General features: G+C 69.5%; 15 protein-coding genes. 6 read left to right on the forward strand and 9 right to left on the reverse strand.

Features of this window, described 5'->3' with window-relative positions; genetic code table 11:
* Positions 1-112: 112 nt before the first annotated feature.
* Together rnd and RF701_RS03445 are read left to right on the forward strand one after the other, a co-directional pair.
* Positions 113-1,288: a ribonuclease D gene (gene rnd / locus RF701_RS03440; protein ID WP_210358596.1), complete on the forward strand. Its 1,176-nt coding sequence runs from the start codon at positions 113-115 to the stop codon at positions 1,286-1,288.
* Positions 1,285-1,575, forward strand: coding sequence for an I78 family peptidase inhibitor (locus RF701_RS03445; RefSeq protein WP_308814092.1), 291 nt, complete (start codon positions 1,285-1,287; stop codon positions 1,573-1,575). Before rnd ends, RF701_RS03445 begins: the two co-directional genes overlap by 4 nt.
* Here RF701_RS03445 and RF701_RS03450 read toward each other — a convergent pair whose 3' ends face one another.
* From RF701_RS03450 to RF701_RS03465, 4 genes are read right to left on the reverse strand one after another with little or no spacing between them, the layout of a single operon-like run.
* Positions 1,576-3,045 (reverse strand): Ppx/GppA family phosphatase, encoded by a 1,470-nt coding sequence (locus RF701_RS03450; protein ID WP_288938773.1) that lies wholly within the window; start codon positions 3,043-3,045, stop codon positions 1,576-1,578.
* Positions 3,042-5,210 (reverse strand): RNA degradosome polyphosphate kinase, encoded by a 2,169-nt coding sequence (locus RF701_RS03455; protein WP_308814093.1) that lies wholly within the window; start codon positions 5,208-5,210, stop codon positions 3,042-3,044. Before RF701_RS03455 ends, RF701_RS03450 begins: the two co-directional genes overlap by 4 nt.
* On the reverse strand, positions 5,207-5,842 hold the full coding sequence (locus RF701_RS03460) for a chromosomal replication initiator DnaA (protein ID WP_308814094.1): 636 nt from the start codon (positions 5,840-5,842) through the stop codon (positions 5,207-5,209). The genes RF701_RS03455 and RF701_RS03460 overlap by 4 nt, the downstream gene beginning before the upstream one ends.
* Complete coding sequence (locus RF701_RS03465) at positions 5,839-7,086, reverse strand: heavy metal-associated domain-containing protein (protein WP_287978393.1); 1,248 nt, start codon at positions 7,084-7,086, stop codon at positions 5,839-5,841. Before RF701_RS03465 ends, RF701_RS03460 begins: the two co-directional genes overlap by 4 nt.
* Before the next feature lie 64 nt (positions 7,087-7,150).
* On the opposite strand from RF701_RS03465, the gene purM reads away from it, so the two are divergent.
* Genes purM through RF701_RS03485 form a run of 4 tightly spaced genes read left to right on the forward strand, consistent with a single transcriptional unit; the run spans position 7,151 to position 9,743 of the window.
* The gene (purM, locus tag RF701_RS03470) at positions 7,151-8,260 is read left to right on the forward strand and encodes a phosphoribosylformylglycinamidine cyclo-ligase (protein ID WP_308814095.1); all 1,110 of its coding nucleotides are present in this window, start codon (positions 7,151-7,153) and stop codon (positions 8,258-8,260) included.
* A 48-nt stretch (positions 8,261-8,308) separates the two neighbouring features.
* Complete coding sequence (gene purN, locus RF701_RS03475; RefSeq protein WP_308815608.1) at positions 8,309-8,812, forward strand: phosphoribosylglycinamide formyltransferase; 504 nt, start codon at positions 8,309-8,311, stop codon at positions 8,810-8,812.
* Positions 8,809-9,168, forward strand: a complete 360-nt coding sequence (locus RF701_RS03480) for an MmcQ/YjbR family DNA-binding protein (protein ID WP_210358590.1) — start codon at positions 8,809-8,811, stop codon at positions 9,166-9,168. The genes purN and RF701_RS03480 overlap by 4 nt, the downstream gene beginning before the upstream one ends.
* Positions 9,165-9,743 carry a hypothetical protein gene (locus RF701_RS03485; RefSeq protein WP_308814096.1) on the forward strand — a complete coding sequence of 193 codons (579 nt, stop codon included), beginning with the start codon at positions 9,165-9,167 and terminating at the stop codon, positions 9,741-9,743. The genes RF701_RS03480 and RF701_RS03485 overlap by 4 nt, the downstream gene beginning before the upstream one ends.
* Positions 9,744-9,747: 4 nt before the next feature.
* Here RF701_RS03485 and RF701_RS03490 read toward each other — a convergent pair whose 3' ends face one another.
* The 5 genes from RF701_RS03490 to RF701_RS03510 all read right to left on the reverse strand — a co-directional run bounded on the left by RF701_RS03490 (position 9,748) and on the right by RF701_RS03510 (position 15,303).
* A complete protein-coding gene (locus tag RF701_RS03490) occupies positions 9,748-10,197 on the reverse strand; it encodes a MaoC family dehydratase (protein WP_308814097.1) in 450 nt (149 codons plus the stop codon).
* A complete protein-coding gene (locus tag RF701_RS03495; protein WP_308814098.1) occupies positions 10,197-12,047 on the reverse strand; it encodes an acetyl/propionyl/methylcrotonyl-CoA carboxylase subunit alpha in 1,851 nt (616 codons plus the stop codon). Before RF701_RS03495 ends, RF701_RS03490 begins: the two co-directional genes overlap by 1 nt.
* Positions 12,048-12,058: 11 nt before the next feature.
* Positions 12,059-12,409 (reverse strand): endonuclease domain-containing protein, encoded by a 351-nt coding sequence (locus RF701_RS03500; RefSeq protein WP_287978402.1) that lies wholly within the window; start codon positions 12,407-12,409, stop codon positions 12,059-12,061.
* Between the two features lie 166 nt (positions 12,410-12,575).
* The gene (locus RF701_RS03505; protein ID WP_308814099.1) at positions 12,576-14,165 is read right to left on the reverse strand and encodes a carboxyl transferase domain-containing protein; all 1,590 of its coding nucleotides are present in this window, start codon (positions 14,163-14,165) and stop codon (positions 12,576-12,578) included.
* A 10-nt stretch (positions 14,166-14,175) separates the two neighbouring features.
* On the reverse strand, positions 14,176-15,303 hold the full coding sequence (locus tag RF701_RS03510; RefSeq protein ID WP_282596513.1) for an isovaleryl-CoA dehydrogenase: 1,128 nt from the start codon (positions 15,301-15,303) through the stop codon (positions 14,176-14,178).
* Between the last annotated feature and the right edge of the window lie 26 nt (positions 15,304-15,329).

Raw genomic sequence — 15,329 nt, forward strand, 5'->3', positions numbered from 1 at the left:
AAAACTCTTCCGTCACGGCGAACCGTACGGGGATGACGTTTTATCGATGGGCGCGCCCTCCCCCGTCCATCCCCTCTTTGTCAACCCGCGGTCGCGGTCTATGAGAGGTCGAATGCACATCCACCCGTTGATTACCGACAGCGCGACCCTCGCCAATCTTTGCAGCCGCCTCGCCGATGCAGACTTCGTCACGGTCGATACCGAATTCATGCGCGAGAGTACCTATTACCCCGAACTCTGCCTGATCCAGATCGCCGATACCAACGAGGCGGCGGCGATCGATCCGATGGCGCCGGGGCTGGACCTGTCGCCGCTGCTCGCGCTGCTCACCGACAACCAGGACGTGCTCAAGGTCTTCCATGCCGGGGGCCAGGACATCGAGATCATCTACAACCTGACCGGCAAGACGCCGCATCCGCTGTTCGACACGCAGGTGGCGGCGATGGCGCTGGGCCAGGGCGAACAGATCGGCTATTCGAACCTGGTCGACAGCTGGCTCGGGATCAGCATCGACAAGGGCGCGCGCTTCACCGACTGGGCCAGGCGGCCGCTGGACGCGCGCCAGATCGAATATGCGATCGGCGACGTGACGCATCTGTCGCGGATCTTCCCCAAGATGCTCGAACGCCTGAAGAAGACCGGGCGTGGCGCGTGGCTGGACCAGGAGATGGAGCGGCTCGCCGATCCCGCCAATTATGCCAATGATCCCGACAGCGCGTGGAAGCGCGTGCGTATATCGGGTCGCAAACCCGACGTGCTCGGCCGGCTGAAGGCGCTGGCGCGCTGGCGGGAGCTGGAGGCGCAGGCGAAGGACCTGCCGCGCGGCCGCATCGTCAAGGACGAGACGCTGGGCGATATCGCGGGTCATCCGCCGCGGCGGCAGGCGGACCTCGCCAAGGTGCGCGGCCTGTCGGCGACCTGGGCGTCGAACGATATCGGCGGCCGGCTGATGGCCGCGCTCGAGGAGGCGAAGCCGCTGTCCGCCGACGAGATGCCGCCGCGCGACGATCGCAAGCCGGGGCTGGGCAAGGACGGGGCGCTGGTCGCCGACCTGCTCAAGCTCCTGCTGAAGATACGGGCGCGCGACATCGACGTCGCATCGCGCCTGCTCGCCCGGTCGGACGAGCTGGAGATGCTCGCGGCGGGCGTCCGGACCGGCCTGCCGATGCTGCAGGGCTGGCGCTACGACCAGTTCGGGCGTGACGCGCTCGACCTCGTCGAGGGGCGGCTCGGCTTCGCGGTCAAGGGCGGCAAGCTGGCGATGACGCGCGCGGAGGAGGCGGCATGAAGGCAGGAACGATCGGGGCGACGGTGAGCGCGCTGGCGCTGGCGGGCTGCGCGACGATGATCGAGGCGCCGCTGACCGGCCCCTGCCGCGTCACGCAGGACATGCACCAACGCTATGCCGGCATGAAATTCCGCGAACGCCTGCGCCGGGCGATCCAGCGCGACGCCAACGCCCCGGTCGCGCGCATCCTGCGCGACGGCGTGCCCGCGACGATGGATTTCCGGCCCGAGCGCATCGATATCCACCTCAACGACGACGGGCGGATCGACGGGCTGCGCTGCGGCTGATCAGTCGGGCTGGATCGCGCAGGCGGGCTTGCGCTTCATCGCCGTCGCCAGCGCCGCGTGGCGGCGTTCCACCATTTCCGCATAAAGCGGGGCGTCCGCGCGCGACAGCGTCAGCGTGAGGTCGCGCGGCGTCACCGTCAGCGCGCCGCGCTGCAGCGGCCCCGCGAGGCCGGCGCTGAACCGCTGACCGAAGCGCATCGCCAGCCCCCATGTGATCGCCGCGGCAAGCTGCGCGCCGGTCGCGAGGCCGAGCAGCAGCGGATGCGGCGTGGTCGCGCCGCCGAAGCTGGTATGGAGCGCCTGCGCGAGCATCGCGCGCTCGGCGGCATCGATGCCGACCCAATTGCCGTGCAGCGCGATCTCGAACCCGCGCTCGTCGCGAAACTCGGGATTGGCGTGCCAGCCGACGTCCGCGAGCAGGCAGGCGGCGTGGCGCAGGCGCGCGAGATGCGGCGTCTCGTCGGCGAACAGCGGCGCGATCCAGGTCGCGAGCAGGTCGCCATGCTCCGGAAAGCGGCCGAGCAGGCGCCCTTCCTCGCGCGCGCCGACGATCAGCGGATCGAGCGCGCGCGTCTTCGCGTCGAGCGCGGCATAGAGCAGTCCCTCGCGCAGCCCGAAGGTGGAGGCGACGCCCTCGCTGCTGCCCAGTTCGCGCATCACCACGCCCAGCAGTGCGGTCGCGTCGCCGAGCGCGGCGGCGCGGGCGGCTGACATACCGGGCACCGCGCGCAGACGCTGTCGCGAGAGATGCGCGATGCTGCGCCCGAGCCGCCCGACGGTTTCCGGCGCGAGCGCATAGCCGTGGATGATGGGCAGCGGATAATGCGTCAGGCTCATGTCGAGCCGCGCCAGCGCCCGCCACGAGCCGCCGACCATGTAGAGCGGCAGACCCCTGCCCCGCCCGGTCCAGCCCGCCTCGCGGATCATGCGGGTCACCTGCCGGTCGAAACCGCTGCCGCGCTGTTCGCGCAACGCGGCGATGCGGAGCACGCCCAGCGGGAAGGAGATGCGGTCGGTCACCGTGCCAGCGACGACGCGGACGAGTTCCAGACTGCCGCCGCCCAGGTCGCCAACGATGCCATCGGCCTCGGGGATGGCGGACAGAACGCCCATGCCGGCGGCGGTCGCCTCCTGCTCGCCCGACAGCAGCTCGACGGTCAGGCCGAGATCGGCCGCCGCGGCGATGAGGTCGCGGCCGTTCGACGCATCGCGCACGGCCGCGGTCGCGACGGTGCGGGTCTTCGCCTCCATCTCGCGCGCCACCGCCGCGAAGCGCGCCAGCGCGCCCGTCGCCAGCGCCATCGCGCCGGCATCGATCGCCCCCGTCGCCGACAGGCTGCGCCCCAGGCCGGCCATCACCTTTTCGTTGAACAGGGCGGCGGGCACCCGCGGATGCCCCTGGTAGACGACAAGCCGCACCGAGTTGGAGCCGATGTCGATGATCGCGGTACGGGGATAGGATCGGGTCAGGACGGCTGCCTCCGCCGCAGCGACAGCGTCGGTACCGCGCCGCTTTCGGAGAGCGCCTGGCCACGGCCCGACAGCGACGGGTTGGTCATGAAATAGCGGTGGAGGTTGAAGGGCTTTTCCCCCGGCACGTCGCGGATGTAGCGGCCGTCGGGTTGCAGCTCCCAGCTCTGCTCGGTGTCGAGCAGGTTGGCGACCATGACCTGGTCCAGCACCTGGTCGTGCACCGTCGGATTCTCGATCGGCAGCATGTACTCGACGCGGCGATCGAGATTGCGCGGCATCCAGTCCGCCGACGAGATGAACACCTTCGCCTCGTCGTTGGGGAGCGCCGCGCCGTTGCCGAAGCAGAAGATGCGGCTGTGCTCCAGGAAGCGGCCGACGACGGACTTGACGCGGATATTCTCCGACATGCCCGCGACGCCGGGGCGCAGGCAGCAGATGCCGCGCAGCACCAGTTCGATCTGCACGCCGGCGTTGCTCGCCTCGTACAATTTGTCGATGATCGCCGGGTCGACGAGACTGTTCATCTTCGCCCAGATCATGCCGCAGCCGCCCGCGCGCGCGGTGGCGATTTCCTCGTCGATCAGTTCGAGCAGGCGGCGGCGCAGGTCGCGCGGCGAGAGGCTGAGCTTGGCGATGTCGGTAGGCTCGACATAGCCGGTGACGTAGTTGAACATCTGCGCGGCGTCGCGGCCGATGCGCGGATCGGCGGTGAAGAACGACAGATCGGTGTAGATGCGCGCGGTCACGGGATGGTAATTGCCCGTGCCGAAATGGCAGTAGGTGCGGAACTGGCCGTTCTCGCGCCGCACGATCATCGACACCTTGGCGTGCGTCTTCCACTCGAGGAAGCCATAGACGACCTGCACGCCGGCGCGCTCCAGCGCGCTCGCCCACAGGATGTTCTGTTCCTCGTCGAACCGGGCGCGCAGCTCGACAACGGCGGTGACCGACTTGCCTGCCTCCGCGGCGGCGATCAGCGCGTTGATGACGGCGGACTGCTTGCCCGCGCGATAGAGCGTCTGCTTGATCGCGATGACGTCAGGGTCCTGCGCCGCCTGCTTGAGGAAGGCGAGCACGACGTCGAACGTCTCATAGGGATGGTGGACGATGATGTCCTTGGACCGGATCGCGGCGAAACAGTCGCCGCCGAATTCGCGGATCCGCTCAGGAAAGCGCGGTACGAAGGGCAGGAACTTGAGGTCGGGCCGGTCCTCGTCGATCACCGCATCCAAGTCGCCGATCCCGAGCAGATTGCCGCTCTCGGTGACGATCGCGTCGCCGCCAAGCTCGTCGCGCAACACTTCCGCGAGCGCGTCGGGCATGCCCGTCTCCAGCTCCAGGCGGATGACGCGGCCGCGGCGGCGGCGCTTGATCGCATTGGCGAAGTAGCGGACGAGATCCTCCGCCTCCTCGTCGATCTCGATGTCGCTGTCGCGCAGCACGCGGAAGGCGGCGGCGCCGTTGATGTCATAGCCAGGGAAGACGAGCGCGGCGAAGCGCTTCAGGATCGCCTCGATCGACACGTAGCGCGCCGGTTCGCCGGGCAGGCGAACGAAGCGGCGCGCGCTCGCCGGGATCATCACCAGTTCGCGCACCGGCTCGCGATCCGACTGGCGGACGAGGTCGAACATCACCGACAGCCCCTTGTTGGGGATGAACGGAAAGGGATGAGCCGGGTCGAGCGCCTGCGGCGTCAGGATCGGGAAGATCTGTTCGCGGAAATGCTGTTCGAGCCAGGCCGCGGCGTCGCTGTCGACTTCGTCGCGGCGCAGGACGTGAAGATTGGCGGCATCGAGCTGCGTGCGCAGGTCGCCCCACACCGCCTGCTGGTCCGCCATCAACGCGTCGGCCTGTTCGTTGATCGCCGCCAGCTGCTGTCCCGCGGTGAGTCCGTCGGTGGAGCGGCGGTCGACCTCCTTGAGCTGCTGTCCCTTCAGCCCAGCCACGCGGACCATGAAGAATTCGTCGAGGTTCGAGCCGGAGATCGACAGGAAGCGCAGCCGTTCGAGCAGCGGATGCGCCGGATTGCACGCCTCGTCGAGTACCCGCCGGTTGAACGCCAGCCACGACAGTTCCCGATTGAAATAGCGGTCGTTGACCTCCGGGACGAAGGGATCGTCGTCGGCATCGGAAAGATGGGCGAGATGTGCTGGCTTGGTCATGCGTCGTCGGTAGGTAGCAACGATTGCGGTTGCGTGACGATCCCTGCCTGCCCGAGCACGCCGCGGGCGAGCGGGATCGACAGTCGCCGGCGATGCTCCAGCGCGGCCTGGTCGAGCGCGTCGACCGTCCGCTCGATCGCGACGTGGCTACGCTCGATCCGCGTCGCCAGCCAGTCGATCAGGTCCGGCCGGGCGTCGAGACCACGCCGGTCGAACATGTGGGCCAGCAGGTCGCGGACCAGCGCGTCGTCGGGCGCGTCGATCGCCGCATGCGGGCTGGCGGCAAGCCGCGAGCGCAGATCGGGTAGCGACACCGCCCAGGCAGGAGGCAGGGCGTCGGCGACGATGACGAGCGGCCGCCGCTCCGCCTGCGCGCGATTCCAGGCGTGGAAGATCAGGGACTCCGCGACGCTTTCCGCGTCGTCTATGATCGCGCCGCCGCTCTTGGCCGCGAAGATCCGCGCGAGCAGGCTGCGCCCGGACTTGCGCGGCCCGGTCAGTACCGCGGCCATGACCGGCCACGCCGCCCAATGTTCGAGCGTGTGCGCGGCGCGGGCGTTGGACGGCGTGACCAGGAAAGCATCGTCGCGGGGGTCGGCCGGCCAGCCGAGCGGAAGCGCGAGCTGCGTCATCCGGCGGGTTGCGTGTCAGGGGGAAGATTGGGCAGCTGAAGCTGCGGCGCACGGCGGATGCGCAGGGTCTGTCCCGAACCGGTCACCTGATAGCCGCGCACCTCAAGCGCCGCGCGCAACGCCGCCGGATCGCCGTCATAGGTCACGCGCACCAGCGACACGCCGCCCAGCGCGAGGCTGGTCGTCGTCGCCGCGCGGACGCCGGCTATGCCGCGCAGCAGCCCCTCGATATTGGCGACCGAGCTGGCACTGGGCGTATCGGCCTGGACGACGATGGGAATGCCGGCCGAGGCGGAGGCGGTATCGCCCACGATCTCCGCCAGCGTCTCGCCGCTGGCCTCGGTATCCTCGGGCGCGACCACCGGCTCCGGCGCTGGCGGGGGCGACAGGCTGGTGTCGGGACTGAGATCACCGCCGCGCAGCGCCCGCTGGTAGAGCGCGTCGAGGCGCGTCACGCCTGCATCGAGCAACTGCGCGAGACCGGCGGCGCTGCCCACGCGCAGCGTGAAGCTGCCCAGGAAGCGGTTGTCGGGGCCATGGCGTGCCTGGAACACCCCGATGATCGGGCCACCGGGATAGGTCCGGTACAGCCGGACGACCGGAATCAGCACGTCGGACGCGCCATATTGGTCGATGATCGTCCGCCACCAGCCGCGGCCCGGCCGCGCGATCTGCCCGGCGTTCAGCAGCAGCGAATCGGCGCCGCTGCCGGACGGCCGGATATAGTCGATGGCACTGTTGCCGGTGCGGAACCGCGCCCAGGCCGCCTGCCACGCGCTCGGCTGCTCGAACGCGGTCTCGACGCCGCCGGACACCATCAGCGGGACGACCAGCATCGGCCGAGAACGGTCGGCATAGGCACTGACGCCCAGCAACCCCGCCGCGCGCGTGCGATCGAACAGCACCCCCAGCTTCGCGATATAGCGCGTCGGGCCGATCTGCTCGTTCTCGACCACGATGCCCGACACAAGTTGATCGAGCGTCCCGTCCGACACCAGGCCGCCGCCGGCACCGAGCCGCTGCGACAACTGGACCCAGGCCTTGCGCTGCGCGAGCCGCCAGCCGCCGAGCCGCGCCGCCTCCGCCGTCTTCGCGGCGACGTCGACGCTGACGCCCGACACCTCGTAATTGCCCGCGCTGTCGATGGGCGCGACGCCGCGGCTGCCCTCGATCTGGGCAAGGGCGCCGGCGCCCGCGAGCAGCGCGGCACAGGCGAAAAGGGTGTACGGGGAACGCAGACGCATCGTGCCGAGCCTTTTGGCGAAGCAGACGTGGAAATCCAAGCGCGATGTGGCTAGGTGCGCCGCCATGAGTCACGATCCCGACGCCAACGCGCCCTACACCTACGCCAATGCCGGCGTTTCGATCGCCGCGGGCAATGCGCTCGTCCGTGCGATCGGCCCCCTCGCCCGCGCGACGCGGCGGCCGGGCGCGGATGCCGACCTCGGCGGCTTCGGCGGCTTCTTCGATCTCAAGGCAGCGGGCTTCACCGATCCGCTGCTCGTCGCCGCCAACGACGGAGTCGGCACCAAGCTCAAGCTCGCGATCGAATGGGATCGGCATGAAGGCGTCGGCGTCGACCTGGTCGCCATGTGCGCCAACGACCTGATCGTCCAGGGCGCCGAGCCGCTCTTCTTCCTGGACTATTACGCCACCGGCAAGCTCGACAACGGTATCGCGGAGCGCGTTGTCGCCTCGATCGCAGAGGGATGCCGCCAGGCCGGCTGCGCGCTGATCGGCGGCGAGACGGCGGAAATGCCGGGCATGTACGCGGACGGCGACTATGACCTCGCCGGCTTCTGCGTCGGTGCGGTCGAGCGGGACCGCGTGCTGACCGGCCGCGCGATCGCGCCGGGCGACGTCATCCTCGGCCTTGCCTCCACCGGCGTCCATTCCAACGGCTATTCGCTGGTCCGCCGGCTGGCGGCCGACAAGGGCTGGAAGCTCGACCGGCCCGCGCTGTTCGACGCGGACCGGCTGCTCATCGACACGTTGATGGCGCCGACGCGGATCTATGTCGCGAGCCTGTTGCCGCTGGTGCGCGAGGGTCGGATCAAGGGGCTGGCGCATATCACCGGCGGCGGCCTGCTCGAGAACATCCCGCGCGTGCTGCCCGAGGGCGCGCATGCCGTGGTCGACGCGGATGGCTGGGAACAGCCGCGGCTGATGGCGTTCTTGCAGGCACAGGGCGGCATCGAGCCGGAGGAGATGGCGCGCACCTTCAACTGCGGCATCGGCATGGCGGTGATTGTCGCGCCGGACGCCGCCGACGGCGTCGCCGCGGCGCTGGCCCAGGCGGGCGAGACGGTCTATGCGATCGGCCGTGTCGAGGCGGGACCGCGCGGATGCACGGTGCGCGGGTCGGCGGAAACCTGGTCCGCGCGAGCCGACTGGACCGCGACGCATACGCACGGCTGACCCCAGGTGAAGCGTGTCGGCATCCTGATCTCCGGCCGGGGATCGAACATGATAGCGCTGGTCGACGCCGGGATCGACGTCGCCCTGGTCGCATCCGACAAGCCGGACGCTCCGGGACTCGCCTGGGCGCGCGAGCGGGGGCTGGCGACCTTCGCCCTCTCGCCGAAGGGGATCGGCAAGCACGCCTACGAAGCGGCGGTCGACGCCGCGATGCGCGAGGCGGGGGCCGAGGTGATCGTGCTGGCGGGCTATATGCGGCTGCTCTCCGACGATTTCGTCGCACGCTGGCGCGGGAAGATCGTCAACATCCACCCCTCGCTCCTGCCCAAGTACAAGGGCCTCGATACCCATGCCCGCGCGATCGCGGCGGGCGATCGCGTCGCGGGATGCTCGGTGCACATCGTCACCGAGGAACTCGATGGCGGCGAATTGCTTGGACAGGCGGAGGTACCGGTGTTGCCCGACGACACGCCCGACGCACTGGCGGAGCGCGTGCTGGCGGCGGAGCATCGCCTGTATCCCGCCATAGTGAAGGAGTTCGCCAGCCGATGACCGCCCCGCTCGACCGCATCCGCGCCATCGCGCTCGTCCTGCCCGACAGCGAGGAACGCGAAAGCCACGGCCAGCCCACCTTCTTCGTCGCGGACAGGCAGTTCGCGCAATTCCGCGACGACCATCATGGCGACGGCCGCACCGTCGTCTGCGTGCGGACGAGCGGCGTCGACGAACAGGCGATGCTGCTCGACGCCGCGCCCGAGACCTATTCGCGGCCCGCCTATCTCGGGGCGAAGGGCTGGGTCGCGATCGACCTGGCGGACGATGTCGACTGGACGCTGGTCGAGGACCGGATCGCGCGCAGCTGGGAGCTGAGCGCGCCCGCAGCCCTGCTGGAAGCGGGCGGCCGATGAGCGAGACCGCGGATCAGGCGCGCACGCGCCGCCGCTGGATCACGCTGGCGGAACTGGTCGCGGTCGCGGGCGTGGTGATCGCCGCACTGACTTTGTACCTCAACGTCTCCGACCGGCGGGCCGACGAGGCGGCGCGCGTCGCGTCCGCACAAAAGGAGGCGACCGCCCAATCCCGCGTCGCGCTGACCGGGACGGTGGACGACGCATCGGTGACGCTGAAGGACCCGCGCCACGACATCACCGACACGACGATCCTGTTCCCCAAGGCCCTCGGTGTCGGCAAGCAGGCTCCGGTCGAGCCGCGCATCGACGCGGACATGTTCCGCAAGCCGCTGCTCAAGCTGACCGACGGCGGCCCGGATACGCGCACCGGGCGACTGCCGGTGCTGATCACGACCCGCTATTGGGACGGCGATACGACGCGCAGCGCGCGCGGGCTCTACGACATAATCTGGCGTACGCACGGCCGCCGATTCTTCGGTCGCGCACTGACGATCGAAGGTTTCCGCCTGCGCCAGACCGGCGGCGATGCCGCGTCGCTGGAAAGCGCCTGGGCGGCGGCCAAGCCCCGCTGAGGCGTCAGCCCCGCCGCTTCAGCAATGCGGTGCGTAGGCACTGGCATACCGTCTCGTCGCGCTGGTTGAGCATGACGTGGCGGAAGGTGACGAGGCCGGCGTCGGGCCGCGACCGGCTGTCCCTCAGCTCGACGACCTCGCTCTCGGCGCGCAGCGTGTCGCCCAGGAACACCGGCCTGGGCATCACCAGCTTGTCGTAGCCGAGGTTGGCGACCAGCGTCCCCAGCGTCGTATCGCCGACCGACAGGCCGACCATCAGCGCGAAGGTGAAGGTGCCGTTGACGAGGATCTGGCCGAACTCCGACGCGCGGGCGGCCTCCGCATCGAGATGCAACGGCTGCGGATTGTGCGTCATCGTCGAGAACAGGAGATTGTCCGTCTCCGTCACCGTGCGACGGATCTCGTGGACGAGGCGATCGCCCACCTGCCATTCGTCGTAGAAGCGTCCGGGCATCAGGCGTCCTTCTCGATCCGTACCAGCATCGTGCCCTCCGTGACCTGCCCGCCCGCCTCCGCGTTGAGATCCGCGACGATCCCGGCGAACGGCGCAATGAGCCCGTGTTCCATCTTCATCGCCTCCAGCGTCACCAGCTTCTGCCCCGCGACGACGCGTGCGCCGGCGGTGACGTCGACCGCGATGATGCGGCCGGGCATCGGCGCGAGGATCGCGCCGTCCGCCGCGCCGCCCGCGGCCGACGCGGCGGCGCGCCATGGGCGGACCTCCCAGGTCTGCCCCCCCTCCGACACGAGCAGGCGCGGGCTGGCGACGCCCGGCGAGGGTGCGTCGCCGAACTCGACCTCCACCAGGGTCCCGCCCACGTCGAGGCGGGCGACGCGCCGGCGCGGCGCGTTGAGGCGCAGGCCGCCGAGCGGACCGGCGCCGGCGATCGCCGCGGCGGCGTCAACCAGCGCTTCCTCGCTCGGCAGCGGCGGCGGCATCAATGCCTCGCCCTCGCGCGCGACCAGGCCGGTATCGACGGCGCCGGACACGAAGTCGGGGTGGTCGAGCGCCTCCACCAGGAAACCGGCGTTGGTGCGCAGCGGCCAGACCAGCGCCTCGTCCAGTGCATCGGCGAGCAGTTCCCTCGCCTCCTCGCGCGTGTCTCCGTGCGCGATCATCTTGGCGATCATCGGATCGTAGAAGGGCGTGATCGTCGCCCCCTGCTCCACCCCGGTATCGATGCGCACACCCGTTTCCGCCGGGTCGCCGAGATCGAACGCGTCGAGCCGGCCGATCGAGGGCAGGAAGCCCTTCGCCGGATCCTCGGCATAGAGGCGCGCCTCGATCGCATGGCCCTGGATCGCGAGATCGTCCTGCGTGAGCGGCAGCGGCTCGCCGCTCGCGACTCGCAACTGCCATTCGACCAGGTCCTGGCCAGTGATCGCCTCGGTCACCGGATGCTCGACCTGGAGGCGGGTGTTCATCTCCATGAACCAGATACGATCGGCGCGCAGCCCGTCGCTCGCGTCGGCGATGAACTCGATCGTGCCGGCGCCGACATAGTCGACCGCCTGCGCCGCACGCACCGCCGCGCCGCAGACGGCGGCGCGGGTCGCGGCGTCCATGCCGGGCGCCGGCGCTTCCTCGATCACCTTCTGGTGGCGGCGCTGAAGCGAGCAGTCGCGCTCGAACAGGTGGACGACCTGGCCCTGGGTGTCGCCGAACACCTGCACCTCGATATGCCGGGGCGACAGGACGTATTTCTCGATCAGCACGCGGTCGTCGCCGAACGAGGACGCGGCCTCGCGCCGGCAGCTCGCCAGCGCGTCGGCGAAGCCGGCCTCATCGTCGACGCGGCGCATGCCCTTGCCGCCGCCGCCCGCCACCGCCTTGATCAGCACCGGATAGCCGATCGCGTCGGCTTCGGCCTGGAGCCGCTCGGCGCTCTGGTCCTCGCCAAGATAGCCCGGCGTGACCGGCACGCCCGCCGCGATCATGCGCGCCTTGGCCGCATCCTTAAGCCCCATGGCGCGGATGCTCGCCGGGGGCGCGCCGACCCAGATCAGGCCGGCGGCGATCACCGCTTCGGCGAATTCGGCATTCTCGCTGAGGAAGCCATAACCGGGGTGGATCGCCTCGGCCCCGCTGTCGCGGGCGGCGGCGATGATGCGGTCTGCGACGAGATAGCTTTCCCGCGCCGGGGTCGGCCCGATGTGCACGGCATCGTCCGCCTCGCGCACGTGCAGTGCCTGTGCGTCGGCGTCCGAATAGACGGCCACGGTGCGGATGCCGAGCCGCCGCGCGGTGCGGATGATCCGGCAGGCAATCTCGCCGCGATTGGCGATGAGGAGGGACTCGATCATCTTCAAATCCTTCATTCCTCCCCGGCACGGGGAGGTGGCAGCCCGCAGGGCTGACGGAGGGGAAGTCGCGCACGGGCGGCGGCGACGATCTGGCTCACGACCGCATCGAGGTCGCGCAAAATGTCCGCGGCTGTCACCCGCATGGTGGCGATCCCGTGCAGCAGCAGCCAGGCGTCTCGGTCCTTGTCGAAGCCAGGCTGATCGCCATGATCATGCGCCGCGCCGTCCACTTCGATGCAGAGCCGGGCGGCGGCACAGAAGAAGTCGAGAACATAGACTCCGGCAGGATGCTGCTTGCGAAACTTGAGATCGGCCGGGCGGCCTCGCAGCGCACGCCACAGCACGATTTCCGGCAGGGTCATCGTACGACGCAGGCGTCGCGCCCGAAGGACGGTCGGGGCAGATGCCCTCAGCATGATGCACGCCGATCGAGGGAGCGGCACGTGCGTCTGCCCCTCCACCGCGCCGCTGCGCGGCGCGGTCCCCCTCCCCGTTCCGGGGAGGAGCTGAAGGGCATGCGGCGGCGCCTCACATCCGGAACACGCCGAAGCGGGGCGCTTCGGCAATGGGGGCGTTGAGACAGGCCTCGAGCGCGAGGCCGAGCACGTCGCGCGTCTGGGCGGGATCGATGATCCCGTCGTCCCACAGCCGCGCGGTCGCATGCCAGGGATTGCCCTCGTCCTCGTAGCGCGCACGGATCGGCGCCTTGAACGCCTCCGCTTGGTCCGGCGACCAGCTGTCCGCGTCGCGGTGGACGGTGGCGAGCACGCTGGCGGCCTGTTCGCCGCCCATGACGCTGATCCGGCTGTTGGGCCAGGTGAACAGGAACCGAGGCGAATACGCGCGGCCGCACATGCCGTAATTGCCCGCGCCGAAGCTCCCGCCGATCAGGATCGTGATCTTGGGCACGCTTGCCGTCGCCACGGCGGTGACGAGCTTCGCACCGTGCTTCGCGATCCCCTCCGCCTCGTACCGGCCGCCGACCATGAAGCCGCTGATGTTCTGCAGGAACAGGAGCGGCACGCGACGCTGGCAGGCGAGTTCGATGAAATGCGCGCCCTTCTGCGCGCTTTCGCTGAACAGCACGCCGTTGTTGGCGAGGGTCGCGACCGGCATGCCATGGACATGCGCAAAGCCGCAGACGAGCGAGGCGCCGTAGAGCGCCTTGAACTCGTGGAACTCCGATCCGTCGACCAGCCGTGCGATCACCTCGTGCACGTCATAGGGTGCGCGCACGTCCTGCGGGATCAGGCCATAAAGATCGTCGATCGGATAGAGGGGATCGCGGGCCTCCTGACGGTTGACCGGCGCACCGTGCTGCGGCGGCAGCGTGGCGACGATGTCGCGCACGATCGTCAGCGCATGATCGTCGTCCTGCGCAACGTGATCGACGACGCCGGACCGGCGGCCGTGCGTGTCGGCGCCGCCCAGTTCCTCGGCGCTGATCACCTCGCCCGTCGCAGCCTTCACCAGCGGCGGGCCGGCGAGGAAGATCGTCCCCTGCCCCGCGACGATCACCGTCTCGTCGGACATGGCGGGGACATAGGCGCCGCCCGCGGTGCAACTGCCCATCACGCAGGCGATCTGCGGGATGCCGAGCGCGGACATGTTCGCCTGGTTGAAGAAGATGCGGCCGAAGTGATCGCGATCCGGAAACACCTCTGCCTGGTGCGGCAGGTTGGCGCCGCCCGAATCAACCAGGTAGATGCACGGCAGCCGGTTTTCCTGCGCGATCTCCTGCGCGCGGAGGTGCTTCTTCACCGTCAGCGGATAATAGGTCCCGCCCTTCACGGTCGCGTCGTTGCAGACGATCATCACCTGCCGGCCCGACACTCGCCCGATGCCGGCGATCATGCCCGCACCGGGGACCTCGCCGTCATAGAGGTCGTTCGCCGCCAGCTGGCCGATCTCCAGGAACGGGCTGCCCGGATCGAGCAGACGCTCGACGCGGTCGCGGGGCAGCAGCTTGCCACGGCTGGTGTGCCGTTCGCGTGCCTTGTCGCTGCCGCCCAGCGCCGCTCGTGCGACATCGGCGCGCAGCCGCTCGGCGAGCGCGCGATTGTGCGCGACGAGCGCGGGATCGATCGTCGCGGTGTCAGGGATGACGGGCGCGCTCATCGCCGATGCCTCACTGCGCCACCTTGGGCGCGGCGCCGATCAGCTCGCGCCCGATCAGCATGCGGCGGATCTCGTTGGTACCCGCGCCGATGTCGAGCAGCTTGGCGTCGCGCATGAAGCGCTCGACCGGCCAATCCTTCGTATAGCCCGCGCCGCCCAGCGCCTGGATCGCCTCCAGCGCCACCTTCACCGCATTTTCGGACGCATAGAGGATCGCGCCCGCTGCGTCGAAGCGCGTCGTCTTGCCGGCGTCGCAGCTTTTCGCCACCGCATAGACATAGGCGCGCGCCGAATTGAGCGCGACGTACATGTCGGCGACCTTGGCCTGCATCAGCTGGAACTGGCCGATCGGCTGGCCGAACTGCTTGCGCTCGCGGACATAGGGGATGACGACGTCGAGGCAGGCCTGCATGATGCCGAGCTGGATCGCGGCGAGCACCGCGCGCTCATAGTCGAGGCCGCTCATCAGCACGCCGACGCCGCCATTCAGCGGGCCCATGACGTTCTCGCGCGGGACCTCGCAGCCGTCGAACACCAGCTCCGCCGTCGGCGAGCCGCGCATGCCCATCTTGTCGATCTTCTGCCCGATCGAGAAACCGGGCATGTCCTTCTCGATCAGAAAGGCGGTGATGCCGCGGCTTCCCTCGCCGGTCTTCGCATAGACGACGAGCGTGTCGGCATAGGCCGCGTTGGTGATCCAGAATTTCGTGCCGTCGAGCACATAGCCGCGATCGGTCTCCCGTGCGCGCAGCTTCATCGACACGACGTCGGAGCCGGCGTTCGCCTCCGACATCGCGAGGCTGCCGACATGCTCGCCCGAGATCAGCTTGGGCAGGTATTTCGCCTTCTGCTCCGGATTGGCCCAGCGGCGGATCTGGTTGACGCACAGGTTCGAATGCGCGCCGTAGCTCAGCCCGATCGACGCGGATGCGCGCGAAACCTCTTCGACGGCGACGACATGTTCCAGATAGCCGAGACCGAGGCCGCCATCGGCTTCGTCGACCGTGATGCCGTGCAGGCCGAGCTCGCCCATCGCGGGCCAGAGCTCGTCGCGCGGGAACCAGTCGTCCGCGTCGATCCTTGCCGCGAGCGGCGCGATCCGGTCGGTCGCGAACCGCTGCGTGCTCTCGCGGATCATGTCCGCCGCCTCTCCGAGGGCGAAAT

Origin of the sequence: Sphingomonas sp. GV3 (assembly GCF_031082075.1) — a bacterium.
GTDB lineage: Bacteria > Pseudomonadota > Alphaproteobacteria > Sphingomonadales > Sphingomonadaceae > Sphingomonas > Sphingomonas beigongshangi.